Consider the following 16,995-nt stretch of genomic DNA (forward strand, 5'->3'; position numbering starts at 1 on the left):
GGTGGCGAAGGGCCTTTCTCAGGTGCGCGCACCACAGACGGGCGCGCAGTTCTATCGGGGGAAGTCTTCAGTGATTATAGGTCATCAAGTCGAAGCGCCCCATCGGGGTGCGCGATCCCCAGGTGGGCGTAGGCCTCCGGCATGGCCACTCGACCACGCGGGGTCCGACCGAGGAATCCGATGCGCACGAGGTACGGCTCGACCACGCTCTCGACGGTCTCCGCCTCCTCGCCGACAGCCACCGCGAGCGTGCTGAGGCCGACCGGCCCGCCGCGGAAGCGACGCACGAGAGCCTCGAGCACGGCGCGGTCGAGACGGTCGAGGCCGATCGGGTCGACGTCGTAGAGCTCGAGCGCGGCCCGGACCCCGTGCAGCGAGGCCTCCCCGCCGCCGTGGACGAGCGCATAGTCGCGCACCCGTCGGAGCAGGCGGTTCGCGATTCGCGGTGTACCCCGCGACCGGCGGGCGATCTCAGAGAGCGAATCCCGCGGCAGATCGACGCGCAGCATGAGAGCGGAGCGATCGATGACGCGCTCGAGTTCCGGTTCGTCGTAGAACTCGAGGTGGCCGGTGAATCCGAAGCGGTCGCGCAGCGGGTTCGGGAGCAGGCCCGAGCGAGTGGTGGCGCCGACGAGCGTGAACGGGGCGAGGTCGAGCGGGATGCTGGTCGCTCCCGCGCCTTTGCCGACCATGATGTCGATGCGGAAGTCCTCCATCGCGAGGTACAGCATCTCCTCCGCAGAGCGTGCCATTCGATGGATCTCGTCGATGAAGAGCACCTCACCGGGCACGAGACTCGAGAGCAGGGCGGCGAGGTCGCCGGCGTGCTGGATCGCGGGTCCGCTCGAGAGTCGCAGCGGGCGCTCGCTCTCATGCGCGACGATCATCGCCAGCGTGGTCTTGCCGAGTCCAGGAGGACCCGCGAGCAGGATGTGATCCGGCGGACGGTTCTGGATCCGCGCCGCATCGAGCAGGAGCTGGAGCTGCCCACGGACCTTCTGCTGACCGACGAACTCGCCCAGGCTCGTGGGGCGCAGAGCACCCTCGATGGCGAGCTCGGTGTCGTCCGCCGGCTCGGCGGCGTCGCGGACGTCAGACACGCGCCGGCCCCAGGAGAGCCAGAGTGCGGCGCAGGAGCGGCGCGACAGACGCTCGCTCTGCCTCGGATGCCTCGGCGGCCGTCTGCGCGGCGGCCTCGGCGGCGACCTTCTCGGACCACCCGAGGCCGACCAGCGCGGCGGTGACCTGATCGACGACGTCGACTGGGCCGGTCTTCACCGGCTTCGACCCGGCGCCGACGGGGTGCACCTTGCCTGCGAGCTGGAGGACGATGAGTTTGGCCGTCTTCGGTCCGATACCGGAGACACGCCGGAACGGCGCGTCGTCCTCGCCGGTCACGGCCTCGGCGATCTGGTCGACGGTGAGGTGCGAGAGCACCCCGAGCGCCGACTTCGGTCCGACGCCCGTGACGCTGATGAGCAGTCCGAAGATCTCCAGCTCGCTGCGATCGGCGAATCCGAACAGAGACAGGGAGTCCTCGCGGACGATCAGGCTCGTGTGCAGCAGCAGCTTCTCGCCGACCGTCGCGGTGTGCGCGACATCGGCGGGAACGGCGACCGAGAATCCGACGCCACCGACGTCGATGATGACCTGATCGGCGGTCGAGTGGAGAACAGCGCCGTGCAGCGAGGAGATCATCCGACCAGCCTACGCACCGGATCGTAGATATGTTCGAGCGACACGCTCCGCATCAGCCCACGCCTTCTGCGCCGGTGTCAGCGACTCCTGCCCTGGTGCGCCGGCAGCGCCGCGTCGCCATGCGTGGCAGAGGGCGATCGCCAGCGCGTCGGCGGCATCCGGCGGTTGCGGAGGAGCATCCAGGCGGAGGATGCGCGCGATCATCGCCTGCACCTGGCGCTTGTCGGCCGAACCATAGCCGGTCACCGCCGCCTTCACCTCGCTCGGAGTGTGCGTCGCTGCGGGAAGACCGGCCTCGGCCGCGAGCAGCAGCGCCACGCCGCTCGCCTGCGCCGTGCCCATCACTGTGTGGGTGTTCTGCTGTGCGAAGACCCGCTCGACGGCGACGGCGTCGGGCCGATGGGTCTCGATCACCTCGCGGATGCCGGCCGCGACCAGCGCGAGCCTCTCACCGATCGGCAGATCGGGCTCGGAGCGGATGACCCCGACGTGCACGAGCGTGCCCCGACGAGCCCGATCAACGTCGACCACACCGACACCGCACCGGGTGAGACCGGGGTCGATGCCGAGCACGCGAAGCGAGGAGGAGGTCACTCCCCCAGGCTATGCGTCGCCCCGGATCCCGGGGCGACGCCGCGCCTACGCGTCGTCGTTCTCGAGCTCGGCCTGCACCTCGGGCGTGAGGTCGAAGTTCGTGAAGACGTTCTGCACGTCCTCGCTGTCTTCGAGCGCATCGATGAGGCGGAAGATCTTGCGGGCCGTGTCTGCGTCGATCTCCACCTTGAGGTTCGGAACGAACTCGACGTCGGCGGACTCGTAGTCGATTCCCGCCTCCTGAAGGGCGCTGCGCACGGTGACGAGATCGGTGGCCTCGGTGATGATCTCGAAGCCTTCGGCGTGCGGCTCGATCTCTTCGGCGCCGGCCTCGAGAGCGGCCATCATCACGTCATCTTCGGTGGTCCCCTCGGATCCGACCACGATGACGCCCTTGCGGCTGAAGTTGTAGGCGACGCTGCCGGGGTCCGCGAGCGTTCCGCCGTTGCGGCTGAGCGCGGTGCGCACCTCGGCCGCCGCGCGGTTCTTGTTGTCGGTCAGACACTCGATCATCATGGCGACGCCGTTGGGGCCGTAGCCCTCGTACATGATCGAGGTGTATTCGACAGCCTCGCCACCGATGCCCGCTCCGCGCTTCACCGCGCGGTCGATGTTGTCCTTCGGGACCGAGGTCTTCTTCGCCTTCTGCACGGCGTCGAAAAGGGTCGGGTTGCCCTGCAGGTCAGCTCCGCCCAGCTTGGCGGCGACCTCGATGTTCTTGATGAGCTTGGCCCAGGACTTCGCGCGCCTGGAGTCGATGATGGCCTTCTTGTGCTTCGTGGTGGCCCACTTGGAATGCCCGGACATTATTCTCCGCTCGTCGTATCCGCCGTGGGCACTGCCCAGGGCGTCGTCCATTCTATCGAACCACGCCCGTGAGCTGTGGCGGACGTCCCACCCGTTTCGCAGGGAGGGCGGTCAGCACCCTCTGGCATCACGGGCAGCGCAGGTGTAGTCCTGACTCATGGACGAAAGAGCCGTCGATGACAGAACCCGCGGCCTCGAAGCCGCACACCGCGCAGCAATCGACTTTCTCGGGTCGCTCGACGAGAGACCCGTGTGGCCGCGGGCGAGCCTCGACGAGATGATGTCGGCGTTCGGGGGTCCGTTGCCCGAGGAGGGCACGGATGCCGCGAGCGTGATCGAGGAGATGGCACGACGGGGTGATCCGGGCCTCGTCGCGATTCCGGGAGGCCGCTTCTTCGGGTTCGTGATCGGAGGCACCCACCCCGCCGCTCTCGCCGCAGACTGGCTGGTGTCGACCTGGGACCAGAACTCGGGGTCGGCGACCCTCACCCCGACGACGGTCGCGATGGAGCGCATCGCCGGACAGTGGATGCTCGACCTGTTCGGACTGCCTGAGAGCGCGAGCGTCGGTTTCGTCACGGGCGGCCAGATGGCGAACTTCACGTGCTTGGCGACAGCGCGCAACGCCGTTCTCGCACGAAGCGGCTGGAATCTCTCGGAGAGGGGGCTTCGGCTCGCACCCGCCGTGAGATTCGTCGTCGGCGCCGATCGCCATGGCTCGATCGATCGGGCGGCTCGATTCCTCGGGATAGGAACCGACGAGCTGGTCGTGATCGAATCGGATGACCAGGGCCGCATGAGACCGGAGGCCCTGGAGCACGCCCTCGATCAGGCCACGGGGCCGCTCATCGTCTGCCTTCAGGCGGGCGAGGTGCACACCGGCGCGTTCGACGACTTCGCCGCGCTCATCCCGATCGCGCACGAGCACGGTGCGTGGGTGCATGTCGACGGCGCGTTCGGGCTGTGGGCCGCGGCGTCGCCCTCGCTTCGCCGCCTGACCGAGGGGATGGGTCTGGCTGATTCCTGGGCGACGGATGCGCACAAGACCCTCAATGCTCCGTACGACTGCGGAATGGCGATCGTCCGCGATCCTGCAGACTCGATCGCCGCGTTCCGCACCGGCGGTGACTATCTCGTCTTCACGAGCCTCGATCCCTGGGATGTCACTCCGGAGCTCTCCAGGCGGGCCAGAGGCGTGCCCGCCTGGGCGGCGATGCGCAGCCTCGGGCGCCAGGGAATCGCGCGTCTCATCGACGCACTGCATGAGAACGCCATCGCGATGGCATCCGGACTCGCCTCGATCGACGGCATCCGCATCCTCAACGACGTCGACTACACCCAGGTGATGTTCCGACTCGACTCCGACGACGCGACGCGAGCCCTCGGCGAGGCCGTGCTCGCCGAGGGCACAGCTGCCCTGACAGGCGCCGCGTGGCGTGGTCGCGCGGCGCTGCGATGCTCGATGTCGTCCTGGGCGACGACCCGAGACGACATCGATCGCACAGTCGGCGCGATCCGAACACTCGTGTCGGGCTGATCCGACTCGCCTCGATCACTCGCCCGCGATCACTCGCCCCCGGCCGGCAGGCCCACCTTCGGACGAGCCCAGGAGCGACCGCGGGTGTCCTTCAGGATGTCGTACTCCACGTCGACGTGCGGTTCGATCGCGCTGTACTTGTCGTTCGGCGCTCCGATCACGAGCTGGAAGCCGAGACCCCGCCACGCGCCGATCGCACGTTTCGTGAAGTGCGCATCCGCCTTGATCAGGGCCTCGTCCATGAACACCGGCGCGTAGCGGGGACGCTCGGCTCCCGCGTCGCCGAGTTGGTATCGCAGCGCGGCGCCCACGATGAACGCGACGAGCTCCTGCGACTCTCCACCTGATTTCTCACCGATGTGGTCGTAGAGCGCGACGTGCTCCCGGGTCGTGGCATGGATCCGCTCCGCACTCACCCGCACGTGGTTGCGCACGTCGATGAGCTCGGCGAAGTCCGGTGCCGTCCGCCGCATCCGAGCGATGAGACGACTCATCCTCCGGTAGACGCTCTCGCGATCGGCGTCCGTCCCCGCCGTGTCGATGAGGCCGCGCACCTCGCGCAGCTCCTTGCGGAATCGTCTGCGCGCTTCCGATTGATTCTCGCGCGGCGTGATCTGGAGGCGGTGCTCGTCGTCGTAGAACGGCAGCTCCTCCATGATCCGGTTGATCGGGTCGATGCGATTCTTGATCTCACGCAGCGCGCGCCCGAGCGTCGAGTCCAGACTCGTCAGATCGTTTCCGGAGAGCTTGAGAAGGCTGTCCCGCCACTCGGACTCCAGCTCGTGCAGGCCGTTGGTCTCCAGCGCATCGAGGATCCCCTCGAACTCCGCGACCGACTCGTCGGGGTCGGGCAGGATCGTGAGGGTGTCCCAGCGCTCGAGGAACCCGGTCATCAGGCGTCGCATCTGCTCGCGCTGCTCGGCGTGCGCCGTGGCCGCCGACGTGCGGTCCTCGAGCAGCCTGGTCGCGGCGGTGCGCAACGCGGAGTCGAGATGGGCGAGTCGCTCTGACGCCGTGACGCTGACGGAAGCCTCCGCACCGAGGAAGCGCGCGTCGAGGAAGGAACGGTGCCGCTCGTCGAGCGCGATCTCCGCGGCCTCCGCCGCATCGACGATCCGCTGAGAGGCGTCGACCTGGTCCGTCACTTCGACCCAACGGTCCTGGGCGAGCGTCAGGTCGCCCCCGAGACGGGCGCTCTCGTCACGCAGACGACCCGCCCGCTTCCTGAGTTCCTCGGCCTGCGAACGCAGCTCGGCAATCTTCGGGTTCTCGACGGTGACCTCCGCCTCGACCGCGAGCCAGCGCGCACGCTCCGCCTCGACGGCCTCGACGTCGATCTGCTCCCAGGTGAGATCCTCGATCTTCGCGTGCGCCTTCGCGGTGGCCTCGATCCGGTCCAGGTCCGCCTCCGCTTCGGCAGCCGCCGAGGACGCGGCATCCCGTCGGATCTCGAGCTCGCTGACCTGCTCGTCGAGTTCACGCAGACGGCGTGCGTTCGAGAATCCGAGCAGGTTCGCGCGGCCATGCCCGCCGTGGGACCCCCGGTCGCCCTGCGACACCTGTCCCGTGATCGTCAACGCGCGAGGATGCTCGGCGAGCTCGGCCGAGGAATCGACGCAGACGTAGTCGAACCGCTCGCGGAGTCGCTGCTGGAGCCACCCGGTGAAAGGCGTCGACCGATGCTCGAGTCGACCCGGAAGCGTTCTCGGGTCGGCCGGCCGCGACTCGGCGAGACCGGTGTGCATTCCCTCGTAGCTGATCCGCTCCGTGGTGCGCACCGAGTCGATGGCCGCGCGGAATCGTCCGAGGTTCGAGACGTCGATGAGCAGTGTCCGTGCGAACCCGCCGAGCGCCAGGTTGAATGCTTCCCGCCACGGCTCGAACTCGGTGCGCACCTCGATCAGCTCGCCGACGAACGGCAGATCCGTCGGGGCGAGCCCGGCGGCCTGAGCGAGCAGGACTCTCGATTCATGCAGATGTGCCGGGATGCTCCCCCGCAGGTCTCGGGAGCGGTCTCGCTCGGCGCGCACCTGCGCGAGTTCGGTCTCCACGGCTCTGCGAGCGGACTCGGCGTCGGCGAATGCGGCGCGGGCACCTCGGATCCCTGCCTGCGGGAGCTCCCGTCCGATACGGGTCAGCAGGCTCTCGAACGCGGCCGCGTCGTGCACCTCGATGCCGAGCTCGCCGGCGACGGCGTCGAAACGGGACCGCTCACGCCGGACATCTTCGAGACGGCGCTCGACGCCGCGCAGTTCGCGCTGGGCGGTCTCGAGGCGATCGCCTCCGGACTGCCGCAGGACGTCCAGAAGACCCTCCCGCTCGCTGTCCGCGGCGGCGATGAGGGCGTTCTTCTCGCGCACGGCCAGCTGGAGCGCGTGGGTTCGGTCGCGGAGATCCACCTCCACTTCGCGCAGCAGGTCGAGACGACGCTCTGCGCTCCAGAGAGCCGCGAGCGAGTTCGACTCGGAGAAGACCCCGACCTCGTCCACGACCCGCATCCGCTCCGATGCCTCCTCGATGCGCTGGGATATCCCGCGGATCGGCTCGAGAGCCGCCACCTGCTGCTTGGCGACCAGCATCCGGGTGCGTGTGCTCTCCAGCTCGTCGAAGTGAGCGACCACCGCGTCCGCGGTCGCCATCGTCTCGGGTTCCTCGAGCACGAGCTTCTTGTACAGATCGTCCACCGTGGTGATCTGCTGCCCCGCCTGGATGCGGGCGAGAAGACTGATCGCCTTCGCCCCGGAGCCGGCTGCGCCGATGCCGAGCACGGCGTGCAGCCGGGCCGAGAACTCGCGGTCGGTCGCGACGGGGTCGAGTCCGACGGCTCGCACCGACGTGTCGGTGAGGCGGTGAGACGCGGCGCGCTCCAGCTGCGCGAGGTCGAATGCGCCGTCGACCGTGGCTCGCACTCTCGTGGTGTCCTCGAGCGTTCGCGCGTCCGCAGGGATGTACCACGCGCGGACCGCCGTGAAGCGCGAGCCGTCGTGATCCAACCAGGTCATCGAGACGGCGCTCCAGGTGTCCTCGCCGTCACCGCGCAGCACCCGGAGCTTCGTGCCCTCGTCCGTTCGGGACTCGTCGATCTTGCCGCGCCCGTACGACAGGATGTTGCGCTGCTCATCGCCCCGCGGACGCCCCGTGACACCGCCGTTCGAGGCGCCGTTGAACGGCGTCGTGTGCGGCATCATCAGGGCGATGTAGCCGTCCATGAGCGTGGATTTTCCAGACCCCGACCCACCGCACAGCAGGGTCGCATCCGGCGAGAACCGCACCCGGTGCGGCCCCCCGTCGTATCCGCCCCAGTTGATGAGCTGCAGCTCCTCGGCCACCCACTGCTGGCCGCGGGAGCTCGCGGGGATCATCCCGAAGAGCGTGTCCATCATCGTCATCGCGCCACCACCGCCTGGGCTCGCAGCCACTCCCGCAGCTCCTTGAGCGTCTCGGCGCTGAGCACCACCTCGACGAGCGCGGTGATCCGATACCGCCCGCTGGTCTCCTCCTGCACGATGCCCTCTCGGTCCAGCCGGTCCAGTGCGCTGCGGATCGCCCTCTGCTGCTTCGCGGTTCCGCCGTCGGTGTCGGCGAAGTAGCTGAGGACGGTCTGCTCGACGTCCTCGATGTCGATCCGCACGGATCCCTCGCCGGACGCCGACTCGCGCTGGTAGACGGTTCGCAGGTGCACCAGCACCAGCGTCTCGGCCCGCGAGTACGGCGAATCCTTCAGCAGGACCGGCATCTCGACCTCATCGGAGCGCAGCTGCTGCTTGTAGGCGAATCCGCGTGCGTGATCGATGATCAGCCGCAGGTAGATGTCGTTGAGCCGCGACTCGATGACGTGCTGGTGCTCGATCAGCAGCGTCCATTCGCGCCGGTTGCGCTCCATCGAGATGAAGCGGCGCTGCAGAAGGTGCACGAGCACACGTCTGATCTCGGGGTCGAGCGTGCCGCGGTCACCCGGGAAGTGCGCCTCGAGGTCGTCCTCCATCGCCGTAGGGGCTATGAACCCCTCGTCGGCGACCGCCGTGGTGAGGTCGTCGTCACTCATCTGCATCCTCTTTCGTGCTGCGGGCGATCACGGCGCCGAAGGCGAAGCGGCGAGTCGTCCCGTCAGGCCTCAGCGCTTCCACCGTCGAGATCCCGTCGCCGTCCGCGAGGCCGTTGCGGTGGGCGATCTCGAGCAGGCCGAGGAGGTCGACCGGGCGTCGAGCCGCGTCGGGCACCGCCCGGAACGCCTCGGCGAGATCGAACTGCGCGCCGAGACCGGCGACGTACTCCTCGAGCTCGGCATACCTCGGACCACCCCAGGCACGCGTGTCGTGATCGAGGAAGTCGACGTCGTCGGCATCCGTGAGCGGGGCCGGAGCTCGCGGCGGGCGGATGTCGCTGGTCGTCTGACGGAGATGCCCGAGGTCGGCGAGCGGCATGCTGCGCACAGGATCGACCACCGCGGCCGGACCCGACCACCCGTGGAGTCCTGCGATGACGTCGCGGAGGAGGTCGTCGATCTGACGGTCACGCAACGGGTCGTGGGTCTTCACCTGACCGGTGATGACATGCGAGGCGCGGCGCTGTGCGGCCAGCACCTCCTCCACCCCCAGCTCCACGCGTCGCGCGATCGCATCGAGCTCGGCACGCTGCGTGCCGTCGAGCATGCGCGCGATCGGCTGGTCGAGGAGTCCGCGGAGCTGCTCAGTGAGGGCGTCGATGCGCTCGGGGTCGCCAATCAGACGCAGGGCACCTGCGAAGGCACGCCCCTCCGGGGTCGACTGCATCACGTCCTGGGCGCGCTGGAGATACTCGCGCAGCACCTCGCTCGTCGGCCGCTCGTCCCTCCGGAGGTGGGCGACGACGTCGCGCTGCATCGCTCTGAGCGACTCGGCGACCCTCGTGAAGTCGGCGGGGAGCTCGCGCGCCAGATGAAGGACGTTCTCCGCCTCCTCGAGGAGTTCCTCGTCATCCGCAGGCTCCGCGCGTCCGGAGTCCTGGATGCGAGCGATCTCCGCATCGATGACGTCGCGCTCCGCCTGCAGCCGGGAGAGGCGACGAACCGGGTCGACCTCCGCGCTCACCGAGAGATGCTCCACGGCATCGAGCAGGGTGCGCACACGCGAGTTCGACACTCGCGTTCGCCCGCCGCCGGTGCGGCCGGATATCTCGAGCGCGGCGACGGCGTGCGCCGACAGGCGATAGACCTCGATGTCGTCGTCGATCTGCTGGATCAGCCAGCCCAGGCGCACCCAGTTGCGGCAGACGTCACGTCCGCTGCCGGACGGCAGTCTTCTGTCGTCTTCGTCGTACCCCGCCGCGCGGAGCTCATCCAGCACCTCGGCCAGCTCGGCATGCGCATCCGCCACCGCGACCGATGCCCGGTCGGCGTTGAACAGAAGGGTGAGCGACGCGACGACGAACGGAGCGAATCGGCCGTGGAGAAGATCGAGTGTCGGGGTGCTGAATGCGGTGATGGCACGCGCGTACGCGGTCTCAGCCCTGGATCCAGTCACTCGAAAGAGACTAGTCCGACCTGGGACCACGGCCTGTCATGCTCTGGTGCATGGCGGGTCGCCATGGATCGATGTCATCGACCGCTGCGATCTCGGACCCGCTCGAGGAACATCTCGTGGAAGCGCGTCTCACCGTCGACCTCGGGATGAAAACTGGTGCCGAGCAGCGACCCATGCTGCACCGCGACGATCCCGCCGTCGGGCAGCGTGGCGAGCACTTCCACATCAGGACCGACCCGCTCCACGATCGGAGCGCGGATGAAGGTCGCGTGCACAGGGGGCTCGCCGAGCACCGGAACCTCGAGCGACATCTCGAACGACTCCGTCTGACGCCCGAAGGCATTGCGGCGGACGGCGATGTCCATACCGCCGAACGACTGCTGTCCGTCGATGCCGTCGAGCACCTCGTCTGCGAGGAGGATCAGCCCCGCACACGTTCCATACGCGGGAAGCCCGGCGCTGATCGCGGCACGGATCGGCTCCTGCATCCCGAAGGTGCGCGAGAGCTTGTCGATCACGCTGGACTCGCCACCGGGGATCACGAGGCCGCTCACGGCGGCGAGCTCCTCGGGGCGCCGCACGAGGACGACGTCGGCACCGAGCCCGGCCAGCAGGGCGGCGTGCTCACGCACGTCGCCCTGCAGGGCCAGCACGCCGACTGCGGGTCTACCAGCCACGCTCGGCCAGGCGGTGCGGTGCGGGGAGGTCGGAGACGTTGATGCCGACCATCGCCTCTCCGAGGCCGCGCGAGGCCTCGGCGATGACCTTCGCGTCATCGAAGAACGTGGTCGCCTTGACGATCGCCTTCGCGCGCTCGACGGGGTTGCCCGACTTGAAGATCCCGGAGCCGACGAACACGCCGTCCGCGCCCAGCTGCATCATCATGGCGGCATCCGCAGGCGTGGCCACGCCGCCGGCGACGAAGAGCACGACGGGGAGCTTGCCCGTCTCGGCGATCTCGGCGACGAGCTCGTACGGCGCCTGCAGCTCCTTGGCGGCGACGAACAGCTCGTCCTTGGGCAGCGCGGTGAGCGCGGCGATCTCGCCGCGGATCTTGCGGATGTGCTTCATCGCCTCGGAGACATCGCCGGTGCCGGCCTCGCCCTTGGAACGGATCATGGCCGCACCCTCGTTGATCCGGCGGAGTGCCTCACCGAGGTTCGTGGCACCGCAGACGAACGGCACGTCGAAGCCGTGCTTGTCGATGTGGTTCACGTAGTCGGCGGGCGACAGCACCTCGGACTCGTCGATGTAGTCGACGCCGAGCTCCTGCAGCACCTGCGCCTCGACGAAGTGACCGATCCGGGCCTTGGCCATCACGGGGATCGAGACCGAGGCGATGATGCTGTCGATCATGTCGGGGTCGCTCATCCGCGACACTCCGCCCTGGGCGCGGATGTCGGCGGGAACCCGTTCGAGGGCCATCACGGCGACGGCGCCGGCGTCCTCGGCGATCTTCGCCTGATCTGCGGTGACGACGTCCATGATCACCCCGCCCTTGAGCATCTCGGCGAGACCGCGCTTGACGCGCGAGGATCCGGTGGTGGGCTGTTCGGTCATGAGAGCTCCTGTCGGGGAAGCACGATGTGCATGGGTGTCGAACGATGTCTCGTTTGATCTAGGCCAAACAGTAGCACTGTCCGGAACGACCTAGAATCGGAGGTGAGGACACATGAGCGACCAGATCACGGGAACCACCGCAGCGGACATCGCCGACAGCGTGCGCGGGCTGCGCGACCGCGGAGTCCTGCGTGCAGGCAGCCCTCTTCCGCCTGTCCGCGAGCTGGCGGCGACTCTCGGCGTCAACCGCAACACCGCCGTCGCCGCCTACCGACAGCTCGCCCAGGCGGGGATCGTCATCTCGCGCGGTCGCGCCGGCACGGTCATCACGGGTCTCGAGGCCGTCGCCCAGGAGGGATACGCGTCCGACACGGTGCTGCGCGACGTCGGCACCGGCAACCCCGATCCCCGGCTGATCCCCGATCCGTCGCAGGCGCTCGCCACGGTCGCCGGGCGACCCGTGCTCTATGGAGAACCCGTCATCGACCGCGGTCTCGACGAATGGGCGCGCGAGTGGATCGCCGGCGACATCGGCCACCTCGACTTCGGCATCACCGTGACCAGCGGGGCTGTCGACGCCGTGGAGCGCCTTCTCGCTCAAGCGCTGATGCGCGACGACGCCGTCGCGCTCGAGGACCCCTGCTTCCTCGCCAGCATCCACACGGTGCGCCTCGGGGGGTACCGTGCGATCCCCGTGCCCGTCGATGACCAGGGCATGACGGTCCAGGGGCTGCGTGAGGCGCTGGATGCCGGCGTCCGCGCAGTGATCTGCACTCCTCGTGCACAGAACCCGACCGGTGCGAGCCTCACTGCCGCCCGGGCCGCCGAGTTGCGCGCCGTGCTCGCTGACCACCCGTATGTGCTGATCATCGAAGACGACCATTTCTCGATGCTGTCCCATCGGCCGTACGAGTCCCTCATCGGACCCGAGCACCGCCGGTTCGCCCTCGTGCGCTCGGTCTCGAAATTCCTCGGACCCGACATGTGCCTCGCGATCGCCGCGACGGACGCGACGACGGCCGAGCGCCTCGCCATGCGGCTCAGCCCGGGCACCACGTGGGTCAGCCACCTGCTGCAGCGCCTCACTCTGACCCAGCTCACCGATGACGCTGTCGTCTCACGGATCGCCGAGGCCCGAGAGCATTACGCCGCGAGGAACGCGGCCTTCGCGGATCGTCTGCGGGAACAGGGACTCGACTCCCCCGCCACCGACGGACTGAGCCTGTGGGTGCGGCTGCCGAAACCGGCGAGGGTCGTCGCCGAGCGACTGATGCGACGTGGCTGGCTGGCGCGCACGGGAGACGACTTCGCCCTCGACGAGCGGGCCGAGCCCTCACACCACCTGCGCCTCACCGTTCATGACCTGTCAGAAGACGACGCGGAGACGCTCGTCGCCGACCTCGTCGCAGCCGTGCGATGAACACCCGCCGCGGGACCCCTCCCGCCCTCACTGAAAGGATCGGAGAATGAAGATCCTCTCCATCCAGTCCGCCGTCGCGTACGGCCATGTCGGAAACTCCGCCGCAGTCTTCCCTCTGCAGCGGATCGGCGTCGAGGTGCTCCCGGTCTACACGGTGAACTTCTCGAACCACACCGGCTACGGCGCCTGGCGCGGCCCGTTGATCGATCCGAACGACGTGCGTGAGGTCATCACAGGCATCGAGGAACGCGGGGTCTTCGGGGAGATCGATGCGGTGCTCAGCGGGTATCAGGGCGGCGAGGGCATCGGAGACGTGATCATCGACGCCGTCGCGCGGGTCAAGGCCGCCAACCCCGACGCCGTGTACGCRTGCGACCCGGTCATGGGCAACGCGAAGTCCGGATGCTTCGTCGCGCCGGCCATCCCGATCCTCCTGCGCGAGAAGGTCGTGCCGGCTGCCGACATCATCACGCCGAACCAGTTCGAGCTCGGCTTCCTCACTGACACCGAGCCCGACACGCTGGAGTCCACTCTGACGTCGGTCGACCTGGCGATGGCGATGGGACCGCGCACGGTGCTCGTCACGAGCGTCGAGCGCCCCGACCGCGAAGAGGGCACCATCGAGATGCTCGTCGCCGACCCGACCGGCGCCTGGATCGTGCAGACGCCACGCCTGCCGATGAAGGCCAACGGCTCGGGTGACGTGACCGCGGCCCTGTTCACGGCGCACTACGTCGCGACGGGCGATGCCAAGACGGCGCTCGAGCGCACGGCATCGAGTGTGTTCGACCTGCTCGCGGCGACCCTCGAGTCCGGTGCGCGCGAACTGCAGCTCGTCGAGGCGCAGGAGTTCTACGCGAACCCGCGCATGCAGTTCACCGCGCGTCAGGTGCGCTGACCCGCGCTAGGCCTTCGGCCAGGCGTCTGCCACGGCCTCGCGTACCTCGCCGAGCAGCTGTGGCAGCGCCTTGGTCTTCGCGATGATCGGGAAGAAGTTGGCGTCCGACGTCCATCGCGGCACGATGTGCTGGTGCAGGTGTCCGTCGACGCCGGCGCCCGCGACGGCGCCCTGGTTCATCCCGAGGTTGAAGCCGTCGCAGCGTGACACCTCTCGGAGTACGCGCATGCCCATCTGGGTCAGCGCACCGATCTCGGCGACCTCTTCGGGCGTCGCCTGGTCGTAGGTCGCGATGTGGCGATACGGGCAGACCAGAAGGTGCCCCGAGTTGTAGGGGAACAGGTTGAGAAGCACGTAGGCCGTCTCGCCCCGTGCCACGATGAGCCGCTCGGCATCCGGGAACTTCGGAGCCTCGCAGAACGGGCACTCCTCGCGCAGCGGCTCCGGGCCCGCCTGGATGTACGCCATCCGGTGCGGGGTCCACAGCCGCTGGAACTCGTCGGGGACGCCGGCGAATTCGCCGGCGTCCTCCCACGGCTCGGAGGGCGTCGTCACGCCAGGTCCCCTGCTGTCTGCACGAGAGCGTGCGCGTCGATCGCGGCACGGATGCGAGAGACGGCGTCGGCGATCGGCACGCCGTTCTCCTGCGTGCCGTCGCGATAGCGGAACGAGACGGTGCCCGCCTCGCGGTCCTTCTCCCCCGCGATCAGCAGCAGCGGAACCTTGCCGGTCGTGTGCGTGCGGATCTTCTTCTGCATCCGGTCGTCGGAGGTGTCGAGCTCAGCCCGCACTCCCTGCGTCCGGAGGGTGTCGACGACCTCGCCGAGGTAGTCGGCGAACTCGTCTGCGACGGGGATGCCGACGACCTGCACCGGCGACAGCCACACCGGGAAGTCACCGGCGTAGTGCTCGAGAAGGATCGCGAAGAACCGCTCGATCGACCCGAACAGCGCACGGTGGATCATGATCGGCCGCTTCTTCTGGCCGTCCTTGTCCATGTACTCGAGCTCGAAGCGCTCGGGCAGGTTGGGGTCGACCTGCACGGTCGACAGCTGCCAGGTGCGGCCGATCGCATCGCGGGTCTTGAGGTCGATCTTGGGGCCATAGAAGGCGGCCTCGCCCGGAACCTCGGTGAGCTTCAGACCGGATGCCACAGCGACGCGACGCAGAGCATCGGTCGACGACTCCCAGAACTCGTCCGAGCCGATCCACTTGGACTTCTCGTCGTCCTTCATCGACAGCTCGAGCTCGAAGTCGGTCAGGCCGAAGTCGCGGAGCATCGACAGGATGAACTCGAGGACCTTGGAGACCTCGCCCTCGAGCTGGTCCGGCGTCACGAAGAGGTGCGAATCGTCCTGGGTGAAGCCGCGCACGCGAGTGAGGCCGTGCAGTGCACCGGACAGCTCGTTGCGGTACACGGTGCCGTTCTCGGCGAAGCGCAGCGGCAGGTCGCGGTAGCTGCGCGCCCGCTCCTTGTAGATGAGGATGTGCATCGGGCAGTTCATGGGCTTCAGGTAGTAGTCCTGGCCCTGCTTGGTGATGTTTCCCTCGTCGTCGCGCTCCTCGTCCATCACGATCGGCGGGTACATGCCCTCCTTGTACGTGACGAGGTGGTTCGAGGTGAGGAAGAGGTCTTCCTTCGAGATGTGCGGGGTGTACACGTACGTGTAGCCGCCCTCGATGTGCCGCCTGCGCGCGTGCTGCTCCATCTCGCCGCGGACGATGCCACCGCGAGGGTGCCAGACCGAGAGGCCCGAGCCGATCTCCTCGGGGAACGAGAACAGGTCGAGCTCCTTGCCCAGTCGACGGTGGTCGCGCTTCGCGGCCTCCTCGAGACGGTGCTGGTACTCGCGCAGCTCGTCCTTCGACGGCCACGCCGTGCCGTAGATGCGCTGCAGCTGCGGGTTCTTCTCACTGCCGCGCCAGTAGGCGGCAGCGATGCGGGTGAGGTCCCAGCCGTTCCCGATCATGCGGGTGTTGGGCAGGTGCGGCCCGCGGCACAGGTCCTTCCAGACGACCTCGCCGTCGCGGGTCGTGTTGTCGTAGATCGTGAGTTCGCCCTCGCCGACTTCGACGGACGCGCCCTCTGCCGCCTCCTTGCCGCCCTTGAGACCGATGAGCTCCAGCTTGAAGGGCTCGTCGGCGAGCTCGACTCGCGCCTCGTCGTCGGTGACGACACGGCGCACGAAACGCTGGCCCTCACGCACGATGCGCTGCATCTCTTTCGTGATCGCCTTGATGTCCTCGGGCGTGAACGGCGTCTCGACGCCGAAGTCGTAGTAGAAGCCGTCGGTGATGGGCGGACCGATGCCGAGGTTCGCCTGCGGGTTGATCCGCTGCACCGCCTGCGCGAGCACATGCGCCGCCGAGTGTCGGAGGATGTTGAGTCCGTCAGGGCTGTCGATCGTGACCGGCTCGACCTCGTCGGCATCCGTCACTGTCGCGGCGAGGTCCTTGAGGGTTCCGTTGACGCGCATCGCGACGACTGAACGGTCAGAGAACAGGGCGAAGCCGTCTTTCGGCTGAGCATTTTCAGGCACTGCACACTCCATCTGGGTCTGGATCTAGGCTACTCGCATGCCCGGGGCCGATTGACCGCTACAGTCCCGTCTCCGACGAGGTGTCCGCCGCCGTCGGCGCGAGGATGATGATCGCCGCGCCGACCAGCGCGATCGCGGATCCGACCCAGTCCCAGAGCGTCGGCTTGAAGCCGTCGACGATGATCCCCCACGCCAGGGATCCGGCGATGAACACGCCGCCGTAAGACGCCAGCACACGCCCGAAGTTCGCGTCGGGCTGGAGCGCCGCGATGAACCCGTATGCGCCGAGGGCCATAACCCCGAGAACCGCGAACACCCAGCCTCTGTTCTCCTTCACAGCCTGCCAGATCAGCCAGGCACCCCCGATCTCGGCGACGGCGGCGAGCACGAACAGGATGCTGATGCGCAGGACGGTCATGATCCCAGTGTGGCGCAGGGCT

The 16,995-nt window shown here is 68.3% G+C and carries 15 protein-coding genes; 3 read left to right on the top strand and 12 right to left on the bottom strand.

What is annotated here, in order from left to right:
* Nucleotides 1–74 precede the first annotated feature (74 nt).
* Genes ruvB through AC04ME_RS11145 form a run of 4 tightly spaced genes read right to left on the bottom strand, consistent with a single transcriptional unit; the run spans nucleotide 75 to nucleotide 3,099 of the window.
* Nucleotides 75–1,100, bottom strand: coding sequence for a Holliday junction branch migration DNA helicase RuvB (ruvB, locus tag AC04ME_RS11130; RefSeq protein ID WP_042540584.1), 1,026 nt, complete (start codon nucleotides 1,098–1,100; stop codon nucleotides 75–77).
* On the bottom strand, nucleotides 1,093–1,698 hold the full coding sequence (gene ruvA / locus AC04ME_RS11135; RefSeq protein ID WP_042540586.1) for a Holliday junction branch migration protein RuvA: 606 nt from the start codon (nucleotides 1,696–1,698) through the stop codon (nucleotides 1,093–1,095). The genes ruvB and ruvA overlap by 8 nt, the downstream gene beginning before the upstream one ends.
* A gap of 9 nt (nucleotides 1,699–1,707) precedes the next feature.
* Nucleotides 1,708–2,292 carry a crossover junction endodeoxyribonuclease RuvC gene (ruvC, locus tag AC04ME_RS11140; RefSeq protein ID WP_056376957.1) on the bottom strand — a complete coding sequence of 195 codons (585 nt, stop codon included), beginning with the start codon at nucleotides 2,290–2,292 and terminating at the stop codon, nucleotides 1,708–1,710.
* A gap of 45 nt (nucleotides 2,293–2,337) precedes the next feature.
* Nucleotides 2,338–3,099 carry a YebC/PmpR family DNA-binding transcriptional regulator gene (locus AC04ME_RS11145; RefSeq protein ID WP_042540590.1) on the bottom strand — a complete coding sequence of 254 codons (762 nt, stop codon included), beginning with the start codon at nucleotides 3,097–3,099 and terminating at the stop codon, nucleotides 2,338–2,340.
* 157 nt (nucleotides 3,100–3,256) lie between these two features.
* Here AC04ME_RS11145 and AC04ME_RS11150 point away from each other — a divergent pair, with 157 nt between their 5' ends.
* Nucleotides 3,257–4,636 carry a pyridoxal phosphate-dependent decarboxylase family protein gene (locus AC04ME_RS11150; RefSeq protein WP_042540592.1) on the top strand — a complete coding sequence of 460 codons (1,380 nt, stop codon included), beginning with the start codon at nucleotides 3,257–3,259 and terminating at the stop codon, nucleotides 4,634–4,636.
* Nucleotides 4,637–4,665: 29 nt separating this feature from the next.
* Here the strand turns inward: AC04ME_RS11150 and AC04ME_RS11155 are convergent, their stop codons facing one another.
* The 5 genes from AC04ME_RS11155 to pdxS all read right to left on the bottom strand — a co-directional run bounded on the left by AC04ME_RS11155 (nucleotide 4,666) and on the right by pdxS (nucleotide 11,697).
* Entirely contained in the window at nucleotides 4,666–8,025 is a 3,360-nt protein-coding gene (locus AC04ME_RS11155; protein WP_475435054.1) for an ATP-binding protein, read from the bottom strand.
* Complete coding sequence (locus AC04ME_RS11160) at nucleotides 8,022–8,681, bottom strand: DUF4194 domain-containing protein (RefSeq protein ID WP_079113980.1); 660 nt, start codon at nucleotides 8,679–8,681, stop codon at nucleotides 8,022–8,024. Before AC04ME_RS11160 ends, AC04ME_RS11155 begins: the two co-directional genes overlap by 4 nt.
* Nucleotides 8,674–10,137 carry a DUF3375 domain-containing protein gene (locus tag AC04ME_RS11165; RefSeq protein ID WP_475434984.1) on the bottom strand — a complete coding sequence of 488 codons (1,464 nt, stop codon included), beginning with the start codon at nucleotides 10,135–10,137 and terminating at the stop codon, nucleotides 8,674–8,676. Before AC04ME_RS11165 ends, AC04ME_RS11160 begins: the two co-directional genes overlap by 8 nt.
* Before the next feature lie 74 nt (nucleotides 10,138–10,211).
* Entirely contained in the window at nucleotides 10,212–10,814 is a 603-nt protein-coding gene (gene pdxT / locus AC04ME_RS11170) for a pyridoxal 5'-phosphate synthase glutaminase subunit PdxT (protein ID WP_042540275.1), read from the bottom strand.
* Nucleotides 10,804–11,697, bottom strand: a complete 894-nt coding sequence (pdxS, locus tag AC04ME_RS11175) for a pyridoxal 5'-phosphate synthase lyase subunit PdxS (RefSeq protein ID WP_311878870.1) — start codon at nucleotides 11,695–11,697, stop codon at nucleotides 10,804–10,806. The genes pdxT and pdxS overlap by 11 nt, the downstream gene beginning before the upstream one ends.
* 112 nt (nucleotides 11,698–11,809) lie before the next feature.
* Here pdxS and AC04ME_RS11180 point away from each other — a divergent pair, with 112 nt between their 5' ends.
* Both AC04ME_RS11180 and pdxY read left to right on the top strand, forming a co-directional pair.
* Nucleotides 11,810–13,117 (top strand): aminotransferase class I/II-fold pyridoxal phosphate-dependent enzyme, encoded by a 1,308-nt coding sequence (locus tag AC04ME_RS11180; protein WP_042540271.1) that lies wholly within the window; start codon nucleotides 11,810–11,812, stop codon nucleotides 13,115–13,117.
* Between the two features lie 46 nt (nucleotides 13,118–13,163).
* Complete coding sequence (gene pdxY, locus AC04ME_RS11185; RefSeq protein WP_042540269.1) at nucleotides 13,164–14,015, top strand: pyridoxal kinase PdxY; 852 nt, start codon at nucleotides 13,164–13,166, stop codon at nucleotides 14,013–14,015.
* 6 nt (nucleotides 14,016–14,021) lie between these two features.
* Here pdxY and AC04ME_RS11190 read toward each other — a convergent pair whose 3' ends face one another.
* The 3 genes from AC04ME_RS11190 to AC04ME_RS11200 all read right to left on the bottom strand — a co-directional run bounded on the left by AC04ME_RS11190 (nucleotide 14,022) and on the right by AC04ME_RS11200 (nucleotide 16,973).
* Entirely contained in the window at nucleotides 14,022–14,570 is a 549-nt protein-coding gene (locus AC04ME_RS11190; RefSeq protein WP_056376973.1) for an HIT family protein, read from the bottom strand.
* Complete coding sequence (gene thrS / locus AC04ME_RS11195; protein ID WP_235558975.1) at nucleotides 14,567–16,492, bottom strand: threonine--tRNA ligase; 1,926 nt, start codon at nucleotides 16,490–16,492, stop codon at nucleotides 14,567–14,569. Before thrS ends, AC04ME_RS11190 begins: the two co-directional genes overlap by 4 nt.
* Nucleotides 16,493–16,613: 121 nt before the next feature.
* Nucleotides 16,614–16,973 carry a YnfA family protein gene (locus AC04ME_RS11200; protein WP_042540263.1) on the bottom strand — a complete coding sequence of 120 codons (360 nt, stop codon included), beginning with the start codon at nucleotides 16,971–16,973 and terminating at the stop codon, nucleotides 16,614–16,616.
* Between the last annotated feature and the right edge of the window lie 22 nt (nucleotides 16,974–16,995).

This window comes from Microbacterium sp. LjRoot205 (assembly GCF_056175745.1).

What these genes read in the sequence shown, in the direction of transcription:
- AC04ME_RS11160 (WP_079113980.1), bottom strand. Translation starts at nt 8,681, where the DNA reads ATGAGTGACGACGACCTCACCACGGCGGTCGCCGACGAGGGGTTCATA.
- AC04ME_RS11180 (WP_042540271.1), top strand. Translation starts at nt 11,810, where the DNA reads ATGAGCGACCAGATCACGGGAACCACCGCAGCGGACATCGCCGACAGC.
- AC04ME_RS11145 (WP_042540590.1), bottom strand. Translation starts at nt 3,099, where the DNA reads ATGTCCGGGCATTCCAAGTGGGCCACCACGAAGCACAAGAAGGCCATC.
- AC04ME_RS11200 (WP_042540263.1), bottom strand. Translation starts at nt 16,973, where the DNA reads ATGACCGTCCTGCGCATCAGCATCCTGTTCGTGCTCGCCGCCGTCGCC.
- pdxS (WP_311878870.1), bottom strand. Translation starts at nt 11,697, where the DNA reads ATGACCGAACAGCCCACCACCGGATCCTCGCGCGTCAAGCGCGGTCTC.
- AC04ME_RS11150 (WP_042540592.1), top strand. Translation starts at nt 3,257, where the DNA reads ATGGACGAAAGAGCCGTCGATGACAGAACCCGCGGCCTCGAAGCCGCA.
- ruvA (WP_042540586.1), bottom strand. Translation starts at nt 1,698, where the DNA reads ATGATCTCCTCGCTGCACGGCGCTGTTCTCCACTCGACCGCCGATCAG.
- AC04ME_RS11155 (WP_475435054.1), bottom strand. Translation starts at nt 8,025, where the DNA reads ATGACGATGATGGACACGCTCTTCGGGATGATCCCCGCGAGCTCCCGC.
- thrS (WP_235558975.1), bottom strand. Translation starts at nt 16,492, where the DNA reads ATGCGCGTCAACGGAACCCTCAAGGACCTCGCCGCGACAGTGACGGAT.